Source organism: Deinococcus sp. (genome assembly GCF_018260405.1).
Classification (GTDB): Bacteria; Deinococcota; Deinococci; order Deinococcales; family Deinococcaceae; genus Deinococcus.
This window is the reverse complement of the sequence record NZ_JAGLBG010000041.1, coordinates 1-21,637: the sequence shown is the minus strand read 5'-3', so window position 1 is coordinate 21,637 and position 21,637 is coordinate 1. Positions and strand designations below refer to the sequence as shown.

General features: G+C 61.6%; 21 protein-coding genes. 14 read left to right on the top strand and 7 right to left on the bottom strand.

Annotated elements, in window-relative coordinates; all coding sequences use genetic code 11:
• The first annotated feature begins 285 nt into the window (after nucleotides 1–285).
• Both hisS and aspS read left to right on the top strand, forming a co-directional pair.
• A complete protein-coding gene (hisS, locus tag QZ269_RS07070) occupies nucleotides 286–1,581 on the top strand; it encodes a histidine--tRNA ligase (RefSeq protein ID WP_291425754.1) in 1,296 nt (431 codons plus the stop codon).
• 439 nt (nucleotides 1,582–2,020) lie between these two features.
• Entirely contained in the window at nucleotides 2,021–3,763 is a 1,743-nt protein-coding gene (gene aspS / locus QZ269_RS07065; protein ID WP_291425752.1) for an aspartate--tRNA ligase, read from the top strand.
• 284 nt (nucleotides 3,764–4,047) lie between these two features.
• Here the strand turns inward: aspS and QZ269_RS07060 are convergent, their stop codons facing one another.
• Together QZ269_RS07060 and QZ269_RS07055 are read right to left on the bottom strand one after the other, a co-directional pair.
• Nucleotides 4,048–4,680, bottom strand: coding sequence for a CoA transferase subunit B (locus tag QZ269_RS07060; protein ID WP_291425756.1), 633 nt, complete (start codon nucleotides 4,678–4,680; stop codon nucleotides 4,048–4,050).
• Between the two features lie 67 nt (nucleotides 4,681–4,747).
• Nucleotides 4,748–5,443, bottom strand: a complete 696-nt coding sequence (locus QZ269_RS07055) for a CoA transferase subunit A (protein ID WP_291425750.1) — start codon at nucleotides 5,441–5,443, stop codon at nucleotides 4,748–4,750.
• A gap of 280 nt (nucleotides 5,444–5,723) precedes the next feature.
• Here QZ269_RS07055 and QZ269_RS07050 point away from each other — a divergent pair, with 280 nt between their 5' ends.
• Both QZ269_RS07050 and QZ269_RS07045 read left to right on the top strand, forming a co-directional pair.
• Complete coding sequence (locus QZ269_RS07050; protein WP_291425748.1) at nucleotides 5,724–6,353, top strand: YggS family pyridoxal phosphate-dependent enzyme; 630 nt, start codon at nucleotides 5,724–5,726, stop codon at nucleotides 6,351–6,353.
• Nucleotides 6,350–7,063 carry a DivIVA domain-containing protein gene (locus QZ269_RS07045; protein ID WP_291425746.1) on the top strand — a complete coding sequence of 238 codons (714 nt, stop codon included), beginning with the start codon at nucleotides 6,350–6,352 and terminating at the stop codon, nucleotides 7,061–7,063. The genes QZ269_RS07050 and QZ269_RS07045 overlap by 4 nt, the downstream gene beginning before the upstream one ends.
• A gap of 47 nt (nucleotides 7,064–7,110) precedes the next feature.
• On the opposite strand, the gene QZ269_RS07040 is transcribed toward QZ269_RS07045, so the two are convergent.
• Nucleotides 7,111–7,383 (bottom strand): hypothetical protein, encoded by a 273-nt coding sequence (locus QZ269_RS07040; protein ID WP_291425744.1) that lies wholly within the window; start codon nucleotides 7,381–7,383, stop codon nucleotides 7,111–7,113.
• A gap of 68 nt (nucleotides 7,384–7,451) precedes the next feature.
• Here QZ269_RS07040 and QZ269_RS07035 point away from each other — a divergent pair, with 68 nt between their 5' ends.
• Complete coding sequence (locus QZ269_RS07035) at nucleotides 7,452–8,357, top strand: ROK family protein (protein ID WP_291425742.1); 906 nt, start codon at nucleotides 7,452–7,454, stop codon at nucleotides 8,355–8,357.
• A 20-nt stretch (nucleotides 8,358–8,377) separates the two neighbouring features.
• Entirely contained in the window at nucleotides 8,378–8,878 is a 501-nt protein-coding gene (locus QZ269_RS07030) for a DinB family protein (protein ID WP_291425740.1), read from the top strand.
• Nucleotides 8,879–8,959: 81 nt separating this feature from the next.
• Here QZ269_RS07030 and QZ269_RS07025 read toward each other — a convergent pair whose 3' ends face one another.
• Nucleotides 8,960–9,706, bottom strand: a complete 747-nt coding sequence (locus tag QZ269_RS07025; RefSeq protein ID WP_291425737.1) for a WecB/TagA/CpsF family glycosyltransferase — start codon at nucleotides 9,704–9,706, stop codon at nucleotides 8,960–8,962.
• A gap of 116 nt (nucleotides 9,707–9,822) precedes the next feature.
• Between QZ269_RS07025 and QZ269_RS07020 the strand changes: the two genes are divergently transcribed.
• A complete protein-coding gene (locus tag QZ269_RS07020; protein ID WP_291425735.1) occupies nucleotides 9,823–10,497 on the top strand; it encodes a Crp/Fnr family transcriptional regulator in 675 nt (224 codons plus the stop codon).
• Between the two features lie 182 nt (nucleotides 10,498–10,679).
• Nucleotides 10,680–12,197 carry a bacillithiol biosynthesis cysteine-adding enzyme BshC gene (gene bshC / locus QZ269_RS07015; protein WP_291425733.1) on the top strand — a complete coding sequence of 506 codons (1,518 nt, stop codon included), beginning with the start codon at nucleotides 10,680–10,682 and terminating at the stop codon, nucleotides 12,195–12,197.
• Nucleotides 12,198–12,467: 270 nt separating this feature from the next.
• Here the strand turns inward: bshC and lysS are convergent, their stop codons facing one another.
• Entirely contained in the window at nucleotides 12,468–13,634 is a 1,167-nt protein-coding gene (gene lysS / locus QZ269_RS07010; protein WP_291425731.1) for a homocitrate synthase, read from the bottom strand.
• Nucleotides 13,635–13,993: 359 nt separating this feature from the next.
• Here lysS and QZ269_RS07005 point away from each other — a divergent pair, with 359 nt between their 5' ends.
• The 5 genes from QZ269_RS07005 to QZ269_RS06985 all read left to right on the top strand — a co-directional run bounded on the left by QZ269_RS07005 (nucleotide 13,994) and on the right by QZ269_RS06985 (nucleotide 19,455).
• Nucleotides 13,994–15,157, top strand: a complete 1,164-nt coding sequence (locus QZ269_RS07005) for a DUF1990 family protein (RefSeq protein ID WP_291425729.1) — start codon at nucleotides 13,994–13,996, stop codon at nucleotides 15,155–15,157.
• 87 nt (nucleotides 15,158–15,244) lie between these two features.
• Nucleotides 15,245–16,057, top strand: coding sequence for a PhzF family phenazine biosynthesis protein (locus QZ269_RS07000; RefSeq protein ID WP_291425727.1), 813 nt, complete (start codon nucleotides 15,245–15,247; stop codon nucleotides 16,055–16,057).
• Nucleotides 16,058–16,204: 147 nt separating this feature from the next.
• Nucleotides 16,205–16,975, top strand: coding sequence for a desiccation-associated late embryogenesis abundant protein (locus QZ269_RS06995; protein ID WP_291425725.1), 771 nt, complete (start codon nucleotides 16,205–16,207; stop codon nucleotides 16,973–16,975).
• Nucleotides 16,976–17,234: 259 nt separating this feature from the next.
• Nucleotides 17,235–18,260 (top strand): MoxR family ATPase, encoded by a 1,026-nt coding sequence (locus QZ269_RS06990; protein ID WP_291425723.1) that lies wholly within the window; start codon nucleotides 17,235–17,237, stop codon nucleotides 18,258–18,260.
• Nucleotides 18,261–18,312: 52 nt separating this feature from the next.
• Nucleotides 18,313–19,455 carry a VWA-like domain-containing protein gene (locus tag QZ269_RS06985; protein WP_291425721.1) on the top strand — a complete coding sequence of 381 codons (1,143 nt, stop codon included), beginning with the start codon at nucleotides 18,313–18,315 and terminating at the stop codon, nucleotides 19,453–19,455.
• Between the two features lie 276 nt (nucleotides 19,456–19,731).
• Here QZ269_RS06985 and lysX read toward each other — a convergent pair whose 3' ends face one another.
• Both lysX and lysW read right to left on the bottom strand, forming a co-directional pair.
• Nucleotides 19,732–20,610 carry a lysine biosynthesis protein LysX gene (gene lysX, locus QZ269_RS06980; protein WP_291425719.1) on the bottom strand — a complete coding sequence of 293 codons (879 nt, stop codon included), beginning with the start codon at nucleotides 20,608–20,610 and terminating at the stop codon, nucleotides 19,732–19,734.
• A gap of 71 nt (nucleotides 20,611–20,681) precedes the next feature.
• Nucleotides 20,682–20,855 (bottom strand): lysine biosynthesis protein LysW, encoded by a 174-nt coding sequence (lysW, locus tag QZ269_RS06975; RefSeq protein ID WP_291425717.1) that lies wholly within the window; start codon nucleotides 20,853–20,855, stop codon nucleotides 20,682–20,684.
• Nucleotides 20,856–21,117: 262 nt separating this feature from the next.
• On the opposite strand from lysW, the gene QZ269_RS06970 reads away from it, so the two are divergent.
• Nucleotides 21,118–21,516, top strand: coding sequence for an OsmC family protein (locus QZ269_RS06970; RefSeq protein ID WP_291425715.1), 399 nt, complete (start codon nucleotides 21,118–21,120; stop codon nucleotides 21,514–21,516).
• The last annotated feature ends 121 nt before the right edge of the window (nucleotides 21,517–21,637 follow it).

The following is a 21,637-nucleotide window of genomic DNA, read 5'->3' as shown; positions in this document are numbered from 1 at the left end:
TTCCCGCTCCAACGTACTTTCTTCTGCTACGCGCTCCGCGCGGTTTATCTACAAGATAAACGCAGTGTACTTAACTCTACGGACTACGGCTCAATGGTTTGCAAAAGCCGTTCAGCAGTGAGTACCAGCAGATAAGGATTTTTGGGAGGTGAACCCGTACCCGGTCAGGTTCCGGGTAGGGGGGCATTGGATAAAATCCTTATCAAGCCGCGCTCTGGTTTGGGGGCCGCTTCCAGTCGGAGGCGGCCTCTTGCCTATTTCTTTCGTACTAGACTCGGAGACATTATGGCGATTCAGCGGCCCAAGGGCACTCAGGACCACCTGCCGGACGGCAGCCCGAAACTCAGTACAGACATCAGGGCGTCGGCCTTTCGTCACGTGACCGAAACGGCGCAGCGTGTGCTGGAGCGGGCCGGGGCACAGTTCATCAGCACGCCCCTCTTTGAAGAAGCCGACCTTGTCAAGCGCGGCGTGGGCGGCAGCACCGATATTGTCCGCAAAGAAATGTTCACGGTCTACTACTTCGGGGATCACGGCGGCTTCATTCTGCGCCCCGAGGGCACGGCGGGCATCGTGCGGGCCTACTTGCAAAACGGCCTTAAACAGTTGCCCGCTCCGCTGAAACTCTGGACACACGGGCCAATGTTCCGCGCCGAGAACGTGCAAAAAGGCCGTCTGCGCCAGTTTCATCAGGTCGATTATGAGGTGCTGGGCAGCGCTGACGCCCTCGTAGACGCCGAAGCGGTGGCGCTGATGGTCGACGTGGTGCGTGAACTGGGACTGAAAAATGTGTGGGTTAAGCTCGGTTCTATTGGTGATCCGGACGACCGTGAGGCGTACAATGCCTACCTACTTGACCTGTTTACCCCGCACCTGGAGCGCCTTTCGGATGACAGCAAGGAGCGCCTGACCCGCAACCCAATGCGAATTCTGGACAGCAAGAGTGCCGAGGATCAGCACCTGCTGACCGAGCTGAAGGTGCGGCCTATGCTGGATTTTCTGGGTACAGAGGCGGCCACCCATTTCGGGCAGGTGCAGGGGTATTTGAAGGCCTGGAACATCGACTTCGACGTGGATCCCAGCATCGTGCGCGGGCTGGACTATTACCGCCGCACCGCGTGGGAACTGCATCACGGGGGTGTGGGGGCCAAGTCGGCCCTGGGCGGGGGTGGACGGTACGACGGCCTGGCCGAGCAACTGGGCGGATCGGTGGTGCCGGGCATCGGCTGGGCCTTCGGCATTGAGCGGCTGCTGCTGGCGCTAGAAGCAGAGGGGGTTAGCCTGCCTGAGCCCCGAGGCCCGCTGCTGTACCTGGCGGCCCTAGACGAGGAAAACGTACCCTACGCCGCGACGCTGGCCCGCAAAGCCCAGGCGGGCATTCGCGCTGAGTTTGCCTACCGTGCCATGAAACCGGGCAGCGCCTTCAAGGACGCCGAGCGACGCGGGGCGGTGTGGGCAGGGTTGATCGGTTCGGAAGAAGCCGCGAATGGTACGCTGAGCCTGAAAAATATGCAGACTGGAGAGCAGAAAGTGGTTGAGACGGCGGAGCTTGATGATTTCATCGCCCTTTCCCGCCTCTGAGTAGACGCGCCCTACCGCTTAACCGCGTTAGGCGAGCGGCGGGACCATGAACCCGCCGCTCGCCACCTTTTGACCAGGAATAACCAGTTTTACCAGGAATAACCAGAAGGCTTGGCCCGCTTCGGGGTTGACCAACTGGGCCGTCACCGCCCGGAACAACAGTGCTTAGGGCTAAGGCTTGCGCGGCGTCGGCCTGATGGGGCGCACTCTGGATTCCGGCCCAGCGACACGGCGGGCCTCTCCCTTTGGCCGAGCTTCAAAGAGCCTCTGGGCTGCCTTCTATGGCCTGCCTTCTATGGCCTGCCTTCTATGGCCTGCCTTCTATGGCCTGCCTTCTATGGCCTGCCTTCTACACCCGCCAGCTACTTACTGTGCCGCTGGCGGGCTGGCCGCTCTGTTCTCTGCTCACTTCCCAGCTCAGGCGGCATAATGCAGCCTGATGAAACGCACTGCCCTGATTGGCCACCTCAATACCGAACATGAAAACCAGATCGTCACTCTACAAGGCTGGGTCAATCGCCGCCGCGACCTGGGGGGCCTCATTTTTCTGGAGCTGCGCGACCGCTCCGGCATTATTCAGGTGCAAGTCGAGCCGGAGAGCGCCGCTTTTGCTGAGGCTGACCAACTCCGCGCTGAGTACGTGGCCGAAATTGAAGGTCAGTTTCAGCTGCGCCCCGAGAGCCAGCGCAAAGGCGGACTGGCCGACTACGAAGTGATCGCCAGCCGCGTCAAGGTGCTGAATACCGCCAAGACGCCTCCCTTCGAGCTGGACAAGGGAGAGAGCGTGGCCGAGGACATCCGCCTCAAGTACCGCTATCTGGACCTGCGCCGCCCGGAGATGCAAAGGGCGCTGATGCTGCGTTCCAGGGCGGTGGCGGCCATTACCGAGTTCCTCGACACCGAGGGGTTTATTCAGGTCGAGACGCCAATGTTGACCAAGTCCACTCCGGAAGGCGCACGTGACTTTCTGGTGCCCTCGCGCCTGAATCCCGGCGAATTTTACGCGCTGCCGCAAAGCCCCCAGCTGTTCAAGCAACTGCTGATGATTGCGGGCTATGACCGCTACTACCAGTTGGCCCGCTGTTTCCGTGACGAGGATCTCCGGGCGGATCGCCAGCCCGATTTCACGCAGCTCGACATGGAAATGAGCTTTGTCGAGCAGGATGACGTGCTGGAAGTTCAGGAACGCCTGATGGCGCACGTCTTCAAAAAAGTGCTGAACGTGGAGCTGCCTCTCCCCTTTCCCCGCATAAGCTACTTCGACGCGATGGACCGCTACGGTTCCGACAAGCCTGACCTGCGCTTTGATTCGGCGTTCGTAGACGTGACCGAACTGTTCCGGGGCGGTGAATTCAAAGCGTTCGCTTCCGCGCAGGCGGTCAAGGTGCTGGTAGCACCAGAATTGAGCCGCAAACAGATCGATGAACTCGAGCGCGTCGCCAAGCAAAACGGCGCGGGTGGTCTGGCCTGGCTCAAGCGCGACGGCGAGGGCTTTAGCGGCGGCATCAGCAAGTTTGTCGGCTCCGTAGCGGCGCAACTACTTGAGCAGACGGGCGTGCCCCAGGGCGCAACACTGCTCTTTGCGGCGGGCGAATGGAAAAAGGCGGTCACGGCGCTGGGAGCGGTGCGCCTCGCTCTGCGCGACCTGTTCGACCTCACCACAGGCGGGCCTCAGTTCCATATCTCGTGGGTCATGGACTTTCCGCAGCTCGAATACGATGAAGACAGGGCCGCCTGGACCTATATGCACCACCCCTTTACCGCCCCGCACCCGGAAGATGTGGCGCTGTTCGGCACCGAGCGCCAAGGCGAAATCCGGGCACAGGCATATGACCTGGTTCTGAACGGCTTCGAGGTCGGCGGCGGAAGCATCCGTATTCACAGCCCCGAGGTTCAGACCAGAATGTTTGCGGCCATTGGCTTTACCGAGGAGCAGGCCCGTGAAAAGTTCGGGTTTTTCATGGACGCTCTGGAGTACGGCACGCCCCCGCACGGCGGCATCGCCTGGGGCTTTGACCGCCTCATCATGGTGATGAGCGGCGCGGCCAGCATCCGTGAAGTGATCGCCTTCCCCAAGAATAACCGTGGCGCGGATCTGATGGCTCTAGCTCCCTCCCCGGTCGAAGCGCCCCAACTCGCTGAACTGGGCGTGGCGACCCTGCCCGCAGTGGAACGGGCCTGACTAAGAGATTCGTGCCCACTCCCCTTTGGATTCAATTCAAGCAGAGGCGAGTGGGGAAGCCACGGATTTCGCGGTAAGAAGCTCTCGGTGCAAGTGAAGCGGATTCGGGCGCTTTCTTGGAATCCGCAGAACTGTAACCGCGAGCTTCTTTTTGCCCACTCACCCTGTTCGGGGTAGAGGCATAGGCGGTGCCCTCTTGGTCAAAACGGCACCCAGGATTTGATCAGAAATCTCTCTGGATAAACCCGACGGCGTCCCAGACAGGACAGCGCCCAACACCGACTTCAGGTGTTCTGAATCTCTGCTCCAGTTTTGGCCTGCATCTCTTCCAGCGTCACTCCTGGCGCGAGTTCAACCAGCTTCAATCCCTGGGGCGTAACGTCCAGCACACCCAGATCAGTGATGATCCGGTCAACCACCTTCAGACCAGTCAGGGGCAAGGTACATTCACGCACAATCTTGTGCTCATCACCCTTTGCCACGTGCTCCATCAAAACGACCACGCGCCGCACACCAGCCACGAGGTCCATCGCTCCGCCCATGCCCTTGACCATCTTGCCCGGAATCATCCAATTGGCCAGGTCGCCGTGCTCGCTTACCTGCATGGCTCCTAGAATCGCCAGATTGATATGGCCACCCCGGATCATGGCAAAGCTCTCGGCACTGCTGAAAAAGCTGGCCCCAGGCAACGCCGTGACGGTCTGCTTTCCGGCATTGATGAGATCGGCGTCAATCTCCGCTTCCGTTGGAAAGGGGCCGATGCCCAGCAGACCGTTTTCCGACTGCAACATCACCTGTAGCGCCTGCGGAATGTGATTGGCGACCAGCGTAGGCAAGCCGATGCCCAGATTCACGTAATACCCGTCTTGCAGTTCCTGCGCGGCGCGGGCGGCCATCTGTTCACGGTCCCAGGGCATCACAGCCTCCTGGGCGTCACGGGCGACAAAAGCAGCAAGCGAGCATTTCGGTCTCTCAAATTATCCATCAGTTCCTCACCGTCTTTTTCTCGATACGTTTTTCGGGGTTGGGATTCAGCACGACGCGGTGAACATAGATGCCCGGCGTATCTACACGGTCGGGGTCGAGTTCGCCCACTTCCACGATCTCCTCTACTTCCGCCACAGTGAGTTTGCCGCAACTTGCCACCACGGGATTAAAATTTTGCGCGGTCTTGCGGTACACCAGATTGCCTGCGCGGTCCGCTTTCCAGGCCTTGACCAGACTCAGATCGGCCACGATGCCGCGCTCCAGAATGTAGGTCTGGCCACCGAATTCCTTATGCTCTTTACCCTCGGCGATCACCGTGCCCACACCCGTTTTGGTATAGAAGCCCGGAATTCCCGCGCCGCCCGCCCGCATCCGCTCGGCCAGAGTGCCCTGGGGGGCAAATTCCAGTTCAAGTTCGCCGGACAGGTACTGGCGCTCGAATTCCTTATTTTCACCAACATAACTGCTGATCATCTTTTTGATCTGCCGGGTCTGAAGCAAAAGACCCAGGCCGAAACCGTCGACCCCGGCATTATTCGACACGGCGGTCAACTCCTTGACCCCGGAGTCGCGTAGCGCCGTAATCAGTTGCTCAGGCATCCCGCATAGCCCGAACCCCCCCACAGCGATCATCTGCCCGTCGGCTACCACATCACGCAGAGCCACAGTTGCATTTTCGTAGACCTTATCCACGTTCGCCTCCACAGTGAACCAGAATTGAGTTGCTTTGTCCCACGACCTTACGACATTTTCCCTACCCGCAACAAGGCCGCCAGCCGGAGTGCGCCGCTCAGCAGGCGAGCGGGGCAGCTAAGACCCTATTAGGTGAAAAGATTAAGGACTAAACTTACGTGTGAATTTATTGCTTGATCTTATTCAATGACCCCCTGCCCGCTTGAGTCGTCAGATCGTTACCCCCGACAATACAGGGCATGTGTCTTCTCCCAGAAACCAGTAACTCGGCAGGCACGACATGAGCCTCTCTGAAGTCTTGGCCGGAATACAACAGGCAGCCGCCGACGCCGGACGCCCAGCAGAACAGGTGCGGCTCGTGGCGGTTAGTAAAGGCCAGAGCCCAGAAGCTATTCGCCAGAAAATCCTGGCACACGGCTCCTTTCCCCTGGCCGAAAACCGGGGGCAGGAACTGCGGGATAAAAAAATAGAGCTTCCAGGGGCCGAGTGGCACTTTATCGGCCCCCTCCAGGCCAACAAGATCAAATATCTGCGGGACGTAACGCTGATTCATACGGTCGAAGAACTGTGGCAGGCCCAAGCAGTGGCTACCGCCGCCGAGAAGTGGGGGCAGGCACCGGCTACCTTGCTTCAGGTGCATAACGGTGAAGCCCAGAAACATGGCGTCGCCCCTGAGAAACTTGCCGAACTGCTCCAGCAGGTTAGGGCCACCGGACTGGACGTGCGCGGCCTGATGGTCATGGCTCCCTATGGTCAACCGGAAGCGGCGCAGCAGCTGTTTGAAGCTACGGCCCGGCGGGCGCACGACCTGGGGCTGGCGGAACTGAGCATGGGCATGAGCGACGATTATCCCCTGGCAATTGCAGCGGGCGCTACACTTGTACGGGTTGGAAGGAGCCTCTTTACATGAAATTGACGCCACTAGACATCACTCAACAGACTTTTCCGACCAAGGTCAGCGGATACGACAGGGTCGCCGTGCAGCACTACCTAGCTGAACTGGGCAACACGGTAGAAGAGTTACTGCGCGAGCGGCAGACCTTGCAGCAGCAACTGAGCGCCGCGAGCACCGAGCTGAACGAAAAGCGCCAGCAGGAGGAAGAAATTCGCCGGGTTATCGTCGCTGCCGAGCGAATCGCGCACGACATGAAAGAAAATGCTATCCGGGAAAGCGAACTGCTGCTGGCCCAGACAACAAATCAGATTCAGGAAATGCAGAAAAACCAGGAGGTTCGCAAGGCCCAGCTCGAAATGGAACACCAGGGCCGCGTCGCTTCCCTGGAAGTAGCCTTCCGCACCCGCTTTACCGACCTGGAACGCGAGCAGCACGACCTGACGCTCGGGCGTGAGCGGCAGCATGCCGAGCGAATCGGCGAATTAGAGCGGCAGTTCAGCGACCGCTACCTGGAACTGCAAAGCCGCCTGAACTCTGCGCGGCAGGAATACACGCAGTTTCTGAACGGCTACCGCGCCCTGGTGCACTCGTTCGCGGAGCTGAGCCAGCGCCACAGCCTGCCAGACTCTTCTCCTTTAGCCGTTCAGTCTGCCAGCAACGCGGCCATAGGCCCCATAGAAGTATCTACAGAATTGCCTTCCGTCAATGGGCAAAAGTTTCTGTGAAGGTTCGGCAAGGGTCAGGAACGCACGCCGGTAGCCTCAGTCCAAGGTCAGTCCAGGGAAGGGTCTGTTTCAGGGGCAATGCCAGAAGGGGACTTACTGGGCAGCTGGTCGGCGATGGCCTGCGCGAGTTCCAGTAGGTCTTGTTGCAGCCCGGGGCGCTCGTTCTCAGCGTATTTCAGTGGCATCTGATCGATAAACGCCTGTAAGCGCCGCTCGACCTTCATTTTGCGGCCCGGAGCGTCCAGGACAGCACTCACACGCACGATCTCGATGTGGAAGCCCTTGTATTCAGTCTGGAAAATGACTTCCCGCTGCTGCATGGGTACAGGGTAGCAATTTCGGGAGCCGGAAGAGAGGCTGCTTTTTCTGGTGCGCCACAATAAGGCCTATGACCAAGCGACTGCTGGCCCTCGATATCGGTGGAACCACCATCCGCGCAGCCCTGATCGAGAACGGCAAAGTAACCATTCGTGCAGAGCAGCCCACGCCCCGCCCCGCGCTGCCGGACGCCGTGATTCAGACCGCTCTTTCCCTGGCCCGGCCCTTCGCCGCCCAGGCGAGTGCGGTCGGCGTAGCGTGCGCCGGGGCGGTGGCCAACGGCAGCGTGACGGCCACGGCGGCCCATACCTTTCCCGGCTGGGACGGTATTGCGCTGGCGCAGCAGCTCGGCCAGGGCCTGGGCCTGCCCTGCACGGTGCTCAACGACGCCCGCGCCGCTGCCTGGGGCGAGTTTGCAGCCGGAGCGGGCCAGGGCACGAGCGAATTCATGTTCATTACCGTCAGTACGGGCGTAGGAGCCGGGCTGGTTCTGGGCCACCACCTGCACCTGGCGGCCAACGGACTGGACGCGGAACTGGGATTCGTGTCGGTTCCTGCCCGCTGGCAAACAGGCTTCGGGTTGCCACCGGAAGGTACGCTGAAGCTGGGGCCACTGGAATTTGAGACGAGCGGTACGGCGCTGGGCACCCAGGCTTTAGCGCAGGGATTGACGCAGGGGCCGGGAATGGCCCGCGAGCTGTGTGACCTAGCCGAAGCCGGAACCCCCGCCGCCGAGACCCTTTACCGCCACTCGGCCAGTTTAATTGCCTGGAAAGTGGCGGATATAGCCGCTCTGCTAGGCGTGACGCGGGTAGCGTTAGGGGGCAGCGTGGGGCTGCGGCCCGGCTACCTACAGCGCGTGAACGGGGCGCTCGCCGCTTTCCCGGCTCGGTATCAGCCGCAAGTGGTTCACGCCGCGCTGGGGGCAGAGGCCGGACTGATCGGGGCCGCGCTGTGGGCTGAGCGCCAGGGCTGAACATCTGGCAGACTGAGGCTATGACTGACGCCGACCGGAGTATCCGTTCTCAGCTGGCTTTTGCCCGACTACTTCCCAGACTGTTTCGTGGAGGACAGGCTTTTGTCGGAGTCGAGGCCGCCCTCAGCGACCTGAGCGACGAGCAGGCGACCGCCCGGGCCGGGCAACTGCCGCACAGCGTGGCCGAACTAGTTGCTCACATCAACTGGTGGAACCGCTGGATGCTGGAGATTATCGAAATGGGCGCGGCCCAGCCCTACCCCAGACACGCCGCCGAGACCTGGCCGAGCGTGCAGCCGGGGCAATGGAGCCAGATCAAGAACGAGTTTTATGAGCTGCTGGCCCGCATAGACCCGCACGCCGCGCGGCCCGACCTGTCCAACCCAGTGAACCACGAGGAAACCATCGGTGAGTTGCTCGCGGATATGGCGCTGCACACCGCGCATCACTTCGGGCAGATCGTCAGCGTGCGGCAGGCGCTAGGTTACTGGCCGCCTGCCGGGGGCGGCGACTCCTGGTAAAGGTTGACCCTCCCAAGTCAAACCGGTCGTTCCACTCGGCAAAAAGATGGTCAAGAAAGCACCACCCTTTTGCACAATGCTCTAAGGCCGTCCGTGGGCACGCTTTTCGGCCTGAACCATCGCCACGAACTGGGCCAGTTTGGGGGCGCGGCCCCAGCGTTTACGGTCACTGGCGATGCGCCAGACAAATTCGACGCCTAGCTTGCGGGTCCAGTCGGGGGCCAGTTGCGCGGTTCCGGCCAGCACGTCTATAACGCCGCCACAGCCGATACAGACCGGCGTGTTGAGCACCTGGCGCCAGTACTGGTTAAAGATTTCCTGGCGGCCCGCGCCCATGCCAGTGAGCAGCAGATGAGCCTGTGAGTCGCGTACCAGTTCGGCCACTTCACGGTCCCCGTCTTGCTTGAAATAACCGTGATGCACGCCAGCCACCTGAATGCCGTAGTCCTGGGCGGCCTTCTGCGCCGCCTGCTCAGCCACTCCGGGTTTGGCCCCCAGAAAGTAAACTCGCAGATTGGGGCCATGCTGGCGCATCAGGCCAGTGGCGATATCGAAGCCGGGAGCGCGGGGCACTTCGGCTCTGGCAAGCTGCCGGGCGGCGTACACGATACCGACGCCGTCTGCCGTCACCAGATCGGCGGCCTGCATGGCCGCGACAAACTCCGGTTCAGTGCGGCTCTGCACAATGAATTCGGGGTTGAGAGTAACGACCGTATGTGAGGTTCTGGGGGCCTCAAACATCCAGCTTCCCAGGCGGCCTAGCGTCTGCTCCAGCGTAATCACGTCCAGAGGCAGGTCGAACAGGGTCAGTCGGCGGACTTGAGTCATGCTGGTGGGCATTCTAGACCAGCGGAGCGCGGCAATAGAGACGGCCGGGGGCGGGGGGCAACTGACCGACAGTTTATCTGGATACTCCGGGTCTCCGGGTGCGGCATACTGCCCCTATGTTTCCGGGCGCCTTTCAAACGTTACCCCCCGATGCCCAGAGCCACCTGACCTCCGCTGGCCGGACCGGGCACTGGGCCAGAGGGGAACTGCTGTTTCACCCCGAGGACCCGGCGGAGGCGCTGTACGTGCTGATGCGCGGCGCGGTCAGGCTCTACCGGCTGGGTTCCAATGCCCGTGAAGTCACCCTGGATGTTCACGGGCCGGGGGCGCTCCTGGGGGTGTCTGCGCTGGTGCCCGGCGCAAGCTACGGGATGTACGCCGAAGCGATGGACGACATCGAGGCGCTGGTGCTGGGCCACGACGCCCTAAGCCGACTGACGCAGCTGGCCCCGGCGGTGGGGGTCGCCCTGACCGAGCAGATTACTCGGCAGACACGCGGGATTCAGGAGCGCCTGGCCGGACTGGTGTTTCTTGAGGTTTCCCAGCGGCTGGCTCTGGCCCTGCTGACCCTGGCCGAGCGTGAGGACGAATGGGGCGAAACCGGTAGCTTGGTGCTGCGCGAGAGGGTGTCACATCAGGATTTGGCGCATGTGGTCGGAAGTACGCGTGAAACCATTACCAAGCTGCTCGGCGATTTCCGCAACCGGGGGCTGCTTGACCTGGGCTACCGCCGAATTATCCTGACCGACCACGACGGTCTGTTGCGGGCAGCCCGTGAGCCGGTGCGCTGATCATGCTTACCTGACCCGGAAGGTTGGGTGTAATGTACTGAGCGGCTGAAATATCGTCCAGGGTGTATTTTGCAGTGTATTTTACCTAGCGCTGTATTGAAGCTGTATTTAGGACCAGAAGTTTTCAGGGAGGCAGGCTGAACGTGGCGCGGACTATCGCAACAGCATACAAACAGGGCGAGATGACGGAATTTATACGTCTGCCCCCTCAGGGACTGGCCCAGGCCCAGGCGGAAGCGCGGCCCGGGATCGACCGCACAGCACTGGCTGAGGCCCTGCGGGACTATCATCGCTCACTAGGCACACTAGAGGCGGAAACGCAGGCGCTGCTGGACCGGCTGGCCCACCCGGCTTCGCGTGTGGTGGTCACCGGGCAACAGGCAGGCGTGCTGACCGGCCCGGCTTACAGCGTGCATAAAGCCGCCGACGCCGCCTTGCTGGCGCGTTCGCTTGACCGTGAAGAGGCCCCGGTAATCGCGGTCTACTGGATTGCCAGTCAGGATCACGATGCGGCGGAGGTGGCCTCGACCACGCTGCTGGACATGAGCGAACGGCTGCACCACCTAGTACTGGACGTGCCTGAAGGCCAGCCTATCGGACGAATCGCGTGGCGAGAAGAATGGACCGCGCAGATCAGGCAGGTGCTAGCCGAATTCGACGCCCCAGCAGAGTACCGGGCGGCGGTCAGTCAACACATTGAGCAGGCGCTTTCAGGCGGCGGCTCCTACGCCGATGTGTTTGCCCGGCTGATTCATGGGCTGCTGGCCAGGGCCGGGCTGCTGGTGCTTGACCCGATGTTCCCGGCTCTGGCCCGGCTGATGGCCCCGGCGCTTAGGCGGGAGCTCGAGCACCCCCTGGCCTCGTCGGAAAAGATCGAGGATGCAGCCAGCCGACTGCAACGCGCCGGATTCGAGCCGCAGCTGCGCCGCCCAGCGGGAGCGACCAATCTGTTTGTCGAGGAAGAGGACGGCCAGCGCCGCCTGCTGCGCTTTGACGGGAAGCGCTTTGAATCTGGCACCCGTGTGTACAGCCGTGACGAACTGCTGGCCCTGCTGGAGGCCGACCCGAGCCGCCTGACTCCGGCAGCGGGCCTGCGCCCGGCGGTACAAGACACCCTATTGCCTACTCTGGCCTTTGTGGTCGGGCCGGGAGAAATTGCGTACGGGGCGCAACTGCGTGAGGTGTACGAGCTGCACGGCCTGCACCAGCCTCTGCTGTGGCCGCGCCTGAGTGTGACGTGGCTGGAACCCAACGTGACCCGGATAGTGCGGCGACTGGGCACCACGGCGGCCCAGGTGCAGGCCGACCCGGAAGGCGTACTGGGCCGCGCCCTGGCCGCCGAGCGACAGGCCGGAGCAGTCTCGGCGGAGCGGTTGCAGGCCATTCAGGAGCAACTTCAAGCGCTCACGGGCGAACTGGCGGCCCTCGACCCTACGCTCGAGGGGGCGGCGGCAAAAACTCGGCTGCGCACCACGGCTCGTATAGCGCACCTTCAGGATCTGGCTGTCCGCGCCCTGGCCCGCGCAGAGAACGAGCGCTCGGGGCAGTTGACCAGGCTAAAGAAACATCTGTTGCCCAATGGCGTACCACAGGAACGCGAGATGAATTTCCTAACCTTCTTGCTGAAACACGGCGAAGCGCCGCTGCAAATGCTGCTGAACTTGACTCCAGGCTGGAGCGGAGAACTGGAGATTCCGTGAAGGCAAGCTGAGAGTTGACCTCTACTACGTACAGATAAAGAAAAAGCGGCACCCACAGGACTGGTGTCGCTTTTTCGCTTTTGAAGGCGAAGTTCGGCTCATCCGGACTGCCGACTGAACCGGGCAGTATTGGAGTCAATCGCTTGACCAAAACGGCTTCTTGGGCAGAGCGGCAACCGTGACGGGGCCTGCCCGCTGTCTTGGGCAAAACGGCACCCGTATGGGGCCTGCCCGCTCCCCCACTGCGGGCGGAATGGAGCGCAGTCCGTATCAGGCGCTGACCCATTCACGCAGCAGTTTTTCAAGGTTGTCATCGTCAAGTTCATTGTGCTCGGCGAGTGCCTTGATGTGATCGGTCACGCGGCGCAGGGCGTCTTCACCGTAGTGCAGGCCCAGCTCACGGGCCTTGTGGGCAATAGCGTGCTTGCCAGTGACCTTGCTGACCGCCTGAATGCGGCGGCCCACGCCAAAAACACCCGGGGGAATGGCCTCATACGCGCCGGGGTTGAGGTAAATGGCCTTGAGGTGCATTCCAGCCTTGTGGTTATAGGCGAATTCTCCGGTCAGGTAGTTATTCCAGGGAATAGGCAGGCCCACCATTCGGGCAATCATGCGGTCAAGTTCTGGCAGCATTTCGAGGCTGTACTTGTCCACGAGGCCCTGGGGGTCGAAGGTGAACATCCGGGCCAGAAAACCGCCCAGCGGCGTAATCCCGTTGCGCTCGCCGATGCCCAAAATGGTCGTGTCGATGTGGGTGGCCCCAGCTTCGATGGCCTCATAGGCGTTGGACACGGCGCACCCGGTGTCGTTGTGCCCGTGAAACTCGATGCCGCAGTCGTCGTGAATGACCTTGCGAACTTCGCGCACAAGGGTATAAACCTGTCTAGGCGTAGCCACACCGACGGTATCGGCCAGCCCTACGCGGTGAACGCCCATGTCTGAGACGGCCCCGTAGACCGCCATCAGGTCCTCTTCCTCACTGCGGAAAGTGTCCTCGGCGGAAAAACGGATTTGCATCTCGGGGTGGTGGTCCCGAATCCAGCCGATGACCTGTTGCGCGGTATCGATGATCTGTCCGATGTTCTTGCCGTGACTGAACTCGCGCAGAAAGCTGCTGGTGCCGAACAGCAGGTCTAGGCCGTCTACACCGGTATCTACGGCCCGCTGCACGTCGTCGAGATGACACCGGACATGGGTCAGGAACTTACTTTTCAGCCCCAGACTGGTCAGCTTAAGGATATCGGCATGGGTCTGTTCGCTGACCATCGGCGTGGTGACTTCGATGAATTCAATTCCAAAGGCGTCCAGCGCCCGCGCAATCTCGATCTTATCGCCCGTTTTGAAGTTCCCCTTGGCAAACTGCTCGCCCTCACGCAGGGTCGAATCGATAATCGCCCAACGGTGGGCCGGAATCAGGGGGGCAGATGTATCAGTCATAATTCTTCAAAGGAAGTTTGCACCTTCGCCTGATAAATGTCAAGCAAAAGCTAGAAATAGTTTTCAAACGATAAGACAGTCACCCGTGCCTAACTCAATTTCGTATTGCACGTGGTGTGAACCGTCTGGAGGCCCGCCGCGCAAAGCTGGGCTCTGGACAAGCTTTTTGGCTTCTGTGCCCTCGGCAGATTCTGGGTCATCAAGGAGTCTGATTGGATTCTGACGTGACATCAGAAAATGACGTCCAATGGGGGCATCCACCCGCATCCCGAGATTAGGGTAGGTCTTTATGGGATACTGCTGGCGTGGGCGATATGTCGTCTCCTTTTTCTGGAGAAGAAGGTCAAACTAAGCAGGCCATGCCAAAGTACGCTGGCCGGGCTAAACGTGCCGCCCCGGACTGGTCCGTTGGGCCGTCGCCAGAGCTGCCCTGGCCGCGCCGCCTGGTCGTCTCGACCCCGCTTCAGCACCTGCTGGATTCGGGTCACGCCCTGGTAGACCGCTCGCCTCCCATTCTGGCCTCGGGACTCCTGGGGCCTAGGCTGCCCGCCTGGAACGACTTTCAGACGGCGCAGCTGGACCTGGGAGACCCGGAGCTGGGGGCCAGGCACGATCAGACCGCCGAAGTTCCTATGCAGGAAATGGGCATCACGGCGAAGTCTGAACACACGGATTCTGAATACCTACAGCCTGAACATGCGCGAGCGGCCCCGCCAGAAACCGCAACCACGACCATGCCAGAGGCCTTCGAGATTCCCCAAGGCTTCAGGCCCTTCCAGGCCACCCTGGACGAATCGGTGGTCGATGCCCTGATTAATGCGCTCTACGACGCCTTGCCCGCCGACCTCGAAATCTCGGCTGTGGGCTTCCAGCCGGAGGTCACCACTTCAGGAAATGTTCTGGGACGCCACCAGGCCGTGACCAGCCGCACCCTGGTCGATCTGGAAACCGAGCTGGAGCAGACTGAACCCCGCCAACTGGTTCGTGGGCCGGTGGATGGGGCCACCATCCGCGTGACCCTGCACGCCCTGACCGAGCTGCCGCTGGATGTTCTGCCGGACGAACCGGCCCAACGCATCAGCAAAAGCACCGTACTGGGCGAGGGCGAAGCCTGTTTTCTCAGAGCGCAGTCGGCGCTGTGGGCGTGGCGCACACACCGGCAGAACAACCTGCAACTTCACAGCGCGGGGCCACCGGTCGTCAACCGCAATGTGCTGATCGAGCAGCGGATCGGCCCGCTGACCCTGCTGGTCGGCTGCCGCGTCACCGAGCAGCACGAGGCGCCGCGCCTGTGGGGATTTACGCTGGGCAGTCTGCGCGGACAGGTTCTGCGCTCGCGCGAAACTTTTCTGATCGAGTGGCAGCCAGGGGGCCAGGTGGTGTTCACCTGCACTTCCGAGCAGAGTATTGCGCTGGCTACGCTGGGCTTTCTGGCTCCAGTCCATAACGCCGTGCGCCGCATGATGGTCAAGAGTTACATCCGCAACATGCTTGAAATGAGCGCCGGAGCCGAAGCCAGCTAGGCTCAGGCAGGCTAGGGCGGGGCAAACCAGAGCCTTGCCTGAGCAACTGGGCGCCAAAGCGTGGCCCAGCGTGATCGAATAGGAGCCATGACGCAACCACGACCAGAGGCCATTTACGACGTTTTTCAGGGAAGGCATGGCTCTGGTGGCAAACAGGTCGCCGTTTTCGGGAGTGCTGACGGAGACCTTCAGGCGGCGGCGGCGGCGGCGGGCACACCCCTGAGCGTGTTTATCGAAAGCGCTGACCTGACCAGACTCTGCTTACGGGTCTTTACCCCCACCCGCGAAAAAGGGGAAAGCGATTCGGCCAGCGTGGCGGCGCTGACGCATAGGCAGCCGCACCTGCTTGACATGACCGAGGTGCTCAGCAGCCACCCGGCCACCCCAGCCCAGCTGTGCGGCGGCGAGTGGCTGCTCGGGCAGGGCGTGGTCAGTGTGCAGCCCACCCGACTTCCGACCCTGGCCCTGGAACTACCAGACCCTGGCCCCGCCCATATTGCGGGCACTGGACGCCCCAACCTACTGATCGAAGTGCCCAGTCTGGAGGCGCTGGAACAGTTCACGCCGGAGGCCGGGGCCATCAGCGAGCTGGGCCGGGCCACCGATACGACCGGACTGATCCTGTACACCACCGCGCCACTCCCCGCCGACCAGGGCCGCGCCGACGTGTGTTTCCGGGCTTTCGGGCCGCTCAAGGGATTTCTGGAAGACGCCGCCAGCAGCAACATGTTCGCCTGCCTGACCGGAGTGTTGGCCCAGCGCGGGCAACTAGCCCCGGACAACAACCTGATCCGGGGTGCTCAGCGCCAGCCCGGCAGACCGTCACGGCTGACCGCGCAGTACGGCCAGCCCGACGAAGCTGTTTGGGTGGGGGGAAGCGCAGTGCGCCGGGCAACGTGAATGCTGTTTGAATGCTGGGCCAGGTGAATACGGCGGGCGGGTACCCGGCAAAGACACCCAACGGGACACCCCGGAGCCACCAGTGGTGTGAACCCAGGCATAAGCCGTCCTCATCTGTTCATGAGAATGGTGCACTAGTCTACACTCATGTTCGATAATGATAGCGATGAGCGTAACTTTTCCTTTAAGCATCTGCTGCTGCTGGGTGCCCTGATCGGTGCGGGCGCGTACTACTTCAGCCGTGAGCAAAACCGCAAGGCGCTTGACGCCAAACTGGCCGAACTGGGCCTCAAGGACTCGGTCGATGACGTGACTCAGAGTGTCACCAAGGGGTGGGAAAAGACCAAGGACGCCGCCAGCACCGCTGGAAGCACCATCGCCGATAAAGCCGGTGAGGTCAAAGACGCCGCCCTGAGTGGCGCTGCCGCAGTAGCCGACAAGGCCAAGGACGTGGCAGGCGACGTGGCTGACAAAGCCAAAGATGCCGCCGCCGCCGTTAAGCCCGCCGTAGAAAATGCCACCGACGCAGCCAAGGACGTCGCAGGCAATGTGGCCGACAAGGCCAAGGACGCGGCTGCTGCCGTGAAACCTGCCGTACAGGACGCCGCCGACAAAGCCAAAGACGCGGCCAGCGACGTCGCCGATAAAGCGAAGGACGCCGCCGCCGCTGCCAAGCCCGCTGTGCAAAACGCCGCTGATACGGCCAAGGACGCCGCTGCGAATGTGGCTGACAAGGCCAAGGACACTGCCAGTGACGTAGCCGACAAGGCCAAAGACGCCGCCCAGGCCGCCGCCGGACAGGCGCAGAACACTGCAGCGAACAGCACCGAAAAGTCGGTGGACTGGTCTGCCGAACTTAAGCGCATTACGGGCAATATGGGCGATAAGAACCAGAAAGACTCGGAGCGCAAGCTGTAAACTGCCCAGGCAGAAGGGAGGACAGGTCTCCATAGTGCTGGGGGCCTGTCCCCTTCATTTGATGTAAAGACCCGGAACTGAGTACGTTTAACTTAGAGCAGTTCTCCGAATTATGGGCGCGTAGGAAAAATACCGCCGCCCCCTTCATTCTCCGTCCTGCTCTTTTTTGTTCACTCTTTCCACTCGGCAAAAAGATGGTCAAAAGAGCACCATCTTTCTTTTGGCAAAATACTCTAAGTGTCTTTATAAAGGAGTGCCTGTGAGCCTGACCCCCAATGAACTGGAAACCTATCTTTCGGCCCTGGTACGCGGTGAGCTTAAAATCGCCACGATGATCTGGGGGCCGCCCGGCGTCGGCAAAAGCAGTGTGGTCGCTCAGATCGCCCGGGCGCACAACCTGGCTTTCGTGGATGTCCGACTCTCGCAGCTGGCTCCCACCGACCTGCGCGGCCTACCCGTGCCCGAGGCCGACGGGCAGGGCAGCGGAGTGAGCCGCTGGTATCCGCCAGAATTCTTGCCGCGCAGTGGTCAGGGCATCCTGTTTCTAGACGAGGTGAACATGGCCCCGCCCACCATGCAGGGCATGGCACAGCAATTGATCCTGGACCGCAAGGTGGGCAGTTATGAGCTGCCAGACGGCTGGTTCGTGTGGGCCGCCGGAAACCGCAAGGAGGACCGCGCCAGTGTGTTCGACATGCCCGCGCCGCTGGCGAACCGCTTTCTGCACCTAAGCGTGCGCCCGGACTTCGACAGCTGGCGCAGCTACGCCCTGGGGCGCGGGCTGCACGAACACGTAATCGCCTTCCTGACCTTCCGGCCCGAGTTGCTGCACCGTCTCGACCCGGCGCAGCCCGCCTGGCCCAGCCCGCGTGCCTGGGAAATGGCCTCGCAGTTGCACCGCGCTGGGCTGGACGCTTCTCCGGCCATTGGCGAGGCGGCTGGAACCGAATTCAGTGCGTTCGTGCGGCTATTCGAGCAGGTGCCCGATCTGGGTGAGGTGCTGAGCGGACACGGCACCGGCCTCAAGCTGCCCGAGGAACCCAGTGTGCGCTACGCCGCCGTGGTTGGTCTGGCCGCCCGCGCAGCCAACGCCGACGAGGCTTACCACGCCTTCCAGTGGCTTGGTAGCGCCGCAGGCCCGGAATGGCTTCAGCTCTACGTCGCCACGCTGGTCAGCAAGTTCCAGACCATCGGGCAGCTGGGTGAACTGGTGGGGTTGCTGGGCCGCGACCCTAAGCTGGCTGAACTGGTTCAGGGCACCCTGGCCCTGACGGAGGGTCACTGATGGCGTGTGGCCTGTGGCCCATAGCGTATGGAAAAAACCCGGCTGAGGCCACATGTCTGCGCCGATAACCCCCACCCCCGAATTCCAGCACATGATCTCGGGGTCTCGGCTGCGGTTGAGGGGCAAATCGGCCTTTTTTGCGACCCTGTTGCTACACGCCGAATTTGTGCCGTCGCGTGAAGTGGTCGGGGCTGGAACCGACGGTGAACGGGTCTATGTCCATCCCGAAATGGCGGCCAGCCTGGCTCCGGAAGTGCTTGACAGCCTGCTGCTGCACGAGGTGCTCCACGCGGCCCTTTCGCACGTCGAGCGGCGCGGCCCCCGCGAGAAAAAACGCTGGAACAGGGCCGCCGACCTGATTGTGAACGGCATGGTGGCCTCGGCAGGCTTGCCCACGCCGCCAAGTTTTCAACGCGACGAACATCTGGAACGCCTAAGCGCCGAGGAAGTGTATACCGCCATTGACGCTCAGGCCGACAGTAACGCAGGTGACGACGCCAGCGACGATCTGCTGGAAGGCCCGCCCAGCGACGCGCCCTCCAGGGGGGGCAAACCGGGCAAGCAGGCCGCCCGGCACTGGCAGCAGGCCATGGCCCAGGCCCGCAGCGTGGAGGCCATGAGCGGTGAACACGGCCACGATCCGCTGGGCATGCACCGTGAGTTGCAGCGGCTGGCCCCGGCGCGGCTCGACTGGCGGGCGCAGCTGTGGCGCTTTCTGGCAAGGACTCCGGTGGACTTTGGCGGCTTCGACCGCCGCTTCGTGGGGCGGGGGCTGTACCTCGAAGCCCTGGACGACGAATCGCTCCGGGCGCTGGTGGCGGTCGACACTTCGGGCAGCGTGGACGACGACGCGGTGCGGGCACTGGTCGGTGAGGTGCAGGGCGTACTGGGAGCTTACCCACACGTCAAGGCCACGCTGTACTACGCCGATACCGAGGCGTATGGGCCCTTCGAGTTGCGGCCCGGTGACGCTATTCCCGAACCACAGGGCGGCGGCGGCACCGATTTCCGGCCTATTTTTCAGCTGATCGCCGAACACGAACCGGACGTGCTCATTTACCTGACCGACGGATACGGCGACTTTCCAGAGGAAGTGCCGCGCGTGGCAACCCTGTGGGTGGTGCCGCCCGGTGGCCTGGAAGACGAGGGCTTTCCGTTCGGGGATGTGTTGCGACTGGAAGAAGGCACTTCATAGATACTTCATAGATAAAGAGCGGGCCGCTCACCAACTGGGAGCGGCCCACCTACCGAACCACGCTTTATTCCGATTGCGATTGAATGCCCCATGTTGGGGATGAAAGCCGACTGGAGCGAGTAGGCCAAAATAGCTCCCAGCTACAGTAAGCGGGTCAGGCAAAAGCGCCCAAACCCGCTCTGCTTCGCAGCTTTGTCAGTCCGCTTGGGGCGACGGTGCAAGCGTCACGCTGGCGGTACAGGCGCTGCCCTCTTGAGCAGAGCGGCACCCGTAGTCTCAGGCTTTGGCTTTGCTTAGCAGGCCAAGCGCGTACTCACCCATCAGCCTGGGAATGTTGACCCCCGTGGTACTCACTGAGTTCTTGAATTCCATGGTGTGGTTAATCTCGATAACGACCAGACCGCCCCATTCGTTCTGGCGTTTGGGGTCCTCGACCAAATCGATGGCGACAATCTGCCCGTCGACTGCGGCGGCTGCACGCTGGGCGAGGTCGGCCAATTCGGGCGTCACCTCGCAGCGGCTGGCCTTGGCCCCACGCGCCGTGTTGGTAATCCAGTGTTCGGAAGTGCGGTAGATGGCCCCGATACATTTGCCGCCAATCACAAAGGCGCGGATGTCGCGGTCTGGTTTCTCGACCAGCTCCTGCATGTAGAACACACCGTGCAGCGGCCCGCCCAGCACTTCCTTGTGCTCGATCACGGCCTCGGCGGCGTCACGGTCATTCAATTTGCTGACCATGCGGCCCCACGACCCCACCGTGGGCTTGAGCACCACCGGGTAGCCCATCTGCTCGATCAGTTCAAGGGCCGCCTCACCGTCGAACGCCACACTCGTGCGCGGAGTGGGCAGTCCAGCAGCGTGCAGCCGGGAGTTGGTCGCCAGCTTGTCGCCGCACAGCTCAATCACGTGGCTGGGGTTGACGACCTGCACACCGAAAGCCTCAAGCGCACGGGTCACCGCGTGCCCACGCGACTGACTGACGCACCGCTCGATGGCGACCTTCCAGGGCACCTGCGCCGCGCCGATTTCATCAAAAGTAATTTTGAGCTGGGGCGCGTAGACCTTGTCATACGGCACGCCCAGCTCGTCGAGCGCCTCGAAGAGCATCTTCTCGTCGGGGCGAATACGGTCATAAATCACAGCCAGTTCAGCCATAGCAATTCCGGGGTAAACCTGAAAAGCGGCGCAGAGGCGGCACTCCTTGCCCCCGCACCGCCCTAAAGGGCTTACTCGCCCCAGTCCTCCGCTTCCTGCGGGGCCGCCGCCAGACGCGGGGGATCGACGCTGACCACTTCGTACTCGACGCCAGTTTCGTCGTCAATGACGAGTTCTCCCAGTTCAGGGTTGTTCAGTTCGATGGTGGCTCCGGTATCAGGGTTTTCAAATTTAATGGCAGACATATTAACTCCTTACGTTTGATAGGTTAGCGCCTCAAAAAACTTTCGACTGATATTGTCTAGACTAATAGAGCCAGTCAAGGCGACTATATTCTCTCATACGGACTGCGCTCTATTGCGCCCAATGCGTCTGTTGTTGCTCCTCGCGTCCGCTCGGATTGATTCGGAATGGCACCGAATCAACCGGAAGCCGTATCCGTCAGGGTAGCAGGGAAAGGTGCCCGGGCGCTGTGAAGGCGGCGGCGTGTGCGCTAGCCTGAGCAGCATGAAAAAGACGATGAATATTACCTGGCTCGGCGACCAGCGCTACGTGGGTGTCAATGAAAACGGCCAGCAGCTGCTGATCGACAATAGCCCGACCAAGATCGGGGTTTCGCCCATGGAAGCCCTACTGGGGGCGCTGGCGACTTGCACCGCTTACGATGTGGTTGAGATTATGAAAAAACGCCGCACTCCCCTGAGCAGTTACCGTGTCGAGGTCGTGGGTGAGCGGGCCGAGACCAACCCCAAGCGCTACACCCACATCACAGTGCGCCACATTGCCAGCGGGGAAGGTATTGCCGCCGAAGCTCTGGAAAAGGCCGCGCACCTGAGCCACGAGAAATACTGTTCAGTGGCCGCTAGCCTCAACGCCGAAATTAAACTTGAAACGGTTGTAGAATAGGATAGCAACTGAACAGAGGGGCCTAGCATTCGTTAGCTAGGCCCCTCTAAGAGGCTGTCTGAGGCCCATATCGTCGGAGTATCCATGCTGCCCTCTTCATCAGGCGCACAATCGCTGGAGC

What these genes read in the sequence shown, in the direction of transcription:
- QZ269_RS07025 (WP_291425737.1), bottom strand. Translation starts at nt 9,706, where the DNA reads ATGACTCAAGTCCGCCGACTGACCCTGTTCGACCTGCCTCTGGACGTG.
- QZ269_RS07030 (WP_291425740.1), top strand. Translation starts at nt 8,378, where the DNA reads ATGACTGACGCCGACCGGAGTATCCGTTCTCAGCTGGCTTTTGCCCGA.
- QZ269_RS07020 (WP_291425735.1), top strand. Translation starts at nt 9,823, where the DNA reads ATGTTTCCGGGCGCCTTTCAAACGTTACCCCCCGATGCCCAGAGCCAC.
- QZ269_RS07035 (WP_291425742.1), top strand. Translation starts at nt 7,452, where the DNA reads ATGACCAAGCGACTGCTGGCCCTCGATATCGGTGGAACCACCATCCGC.
- hisS (WP_291425754.1), top strand. Translation starts at nt 286, where the DNA reads ATGGCGATTCAGCGGCCCAAGGGCACTCAGGACCACCTGCCGGACGGC.
- bshC (WP_291425733.1), top strand. Translation starts at nt 10,680, where the DNA reads ATGACGGAATTTATACGTCTGCCCCCTCAGGGACTGGCCCAGGCCCAG.
- QZ269_RS07050 (WP_291425748.1), top strand. Translation starts at nt 5,724, where the DNA reads ATGAGCCTCTCTGAAGTCTTGGCCGGAATACAACAGGCAGCCGCCGAC.
- QZ269_RS06970 (WP_291425715.1), top strand. Translation starts at nt 21,118, where the DNA reads ATGAAAAAGACGATGAATATTACCTGGCTCGGCGACCAGCGCTACGTG.
- lysX (WP_291425719.1), bottom strand. Translation starts at nt 20,610, where the DNA reads ATGGCTGAACTGGCTGTGATTTATGACCGTATTCGCCCCGACGAGAAG.
- QZ269_RS07040 (WP_291425744.1), bottom strand. Translation starts at nt 7,383, where the DNA reads ATGCAGCAGCGGGAAGTCATTTTCCAGACTGAATACAAGGGCTTCCAC.
- lysS (WP_291425731.1), bottom strand. Translation starts at nt 13,634, where the DNA reads ATGACTGATACATCTGCCCCCCTGATTCCGGCCCACCGTTGGGCGATT.
- aspS (WP_291425752.1), top strand. Translation starts at nt 2,021, where the DNA reads ATGAAACGCACTGCCCTGATTGGCCACCTCAATACCGAACATGAAAAC.
- QZ269_RS07005 (WP_291425729.1), top strand. Translation starts at nt 13,994, where the DNA reads ATGCCAAAGTACGCTGGCCGGGCTAAACGTGCCGCCCCGGACTGGTCC.
- QZ269_RS07045 (WP_291425746.1), top strand. Translation starts at nt 6,350, where the DNA reads ATGAAATTGACGCCACTAGACATCACTCAACAGACTTTTCCGACCAAG.
- QZ269_RS07000 (WP_291425727.1), top strand. Translation starts at nt 15,245, where the DNA reads ATGACGCAACCACGACCAGAGGCCATTTACGACGTTTTTCAGGGAAGG.
- lysW (WP_291425717.1), bottom strand. Translation starts at nt 20,855, where the DNA reads ATGTCTGCCATTAAATTTGAAAACCCTGATACCGGAGCCACCATCGAA.
- QZ269_RS06985 (WP_291425721.1), top strand. Translation starts at nt 18,313, where the DNA reads ATGTCTGCGCCGATAACCCCCACCCCCGAATTCCAGCACATGATCTCG.
- QZ269_RS07060 (WP_291425756.1), bottom strand. Translation starts at nt 4,680, where the DNA reads ATGCCCTGGGACCGTGAACAGATGGCCGCCCGCGCCGCGCAGGAACTG.
- QZ269_RS06995 (WP_291425725.1), top strand. Translation starts at nt 16,205, where the DNA reads ATGTTCGATAATGATAGCGATGAGCGTAACTTTTCCTTTAAGCATCTG.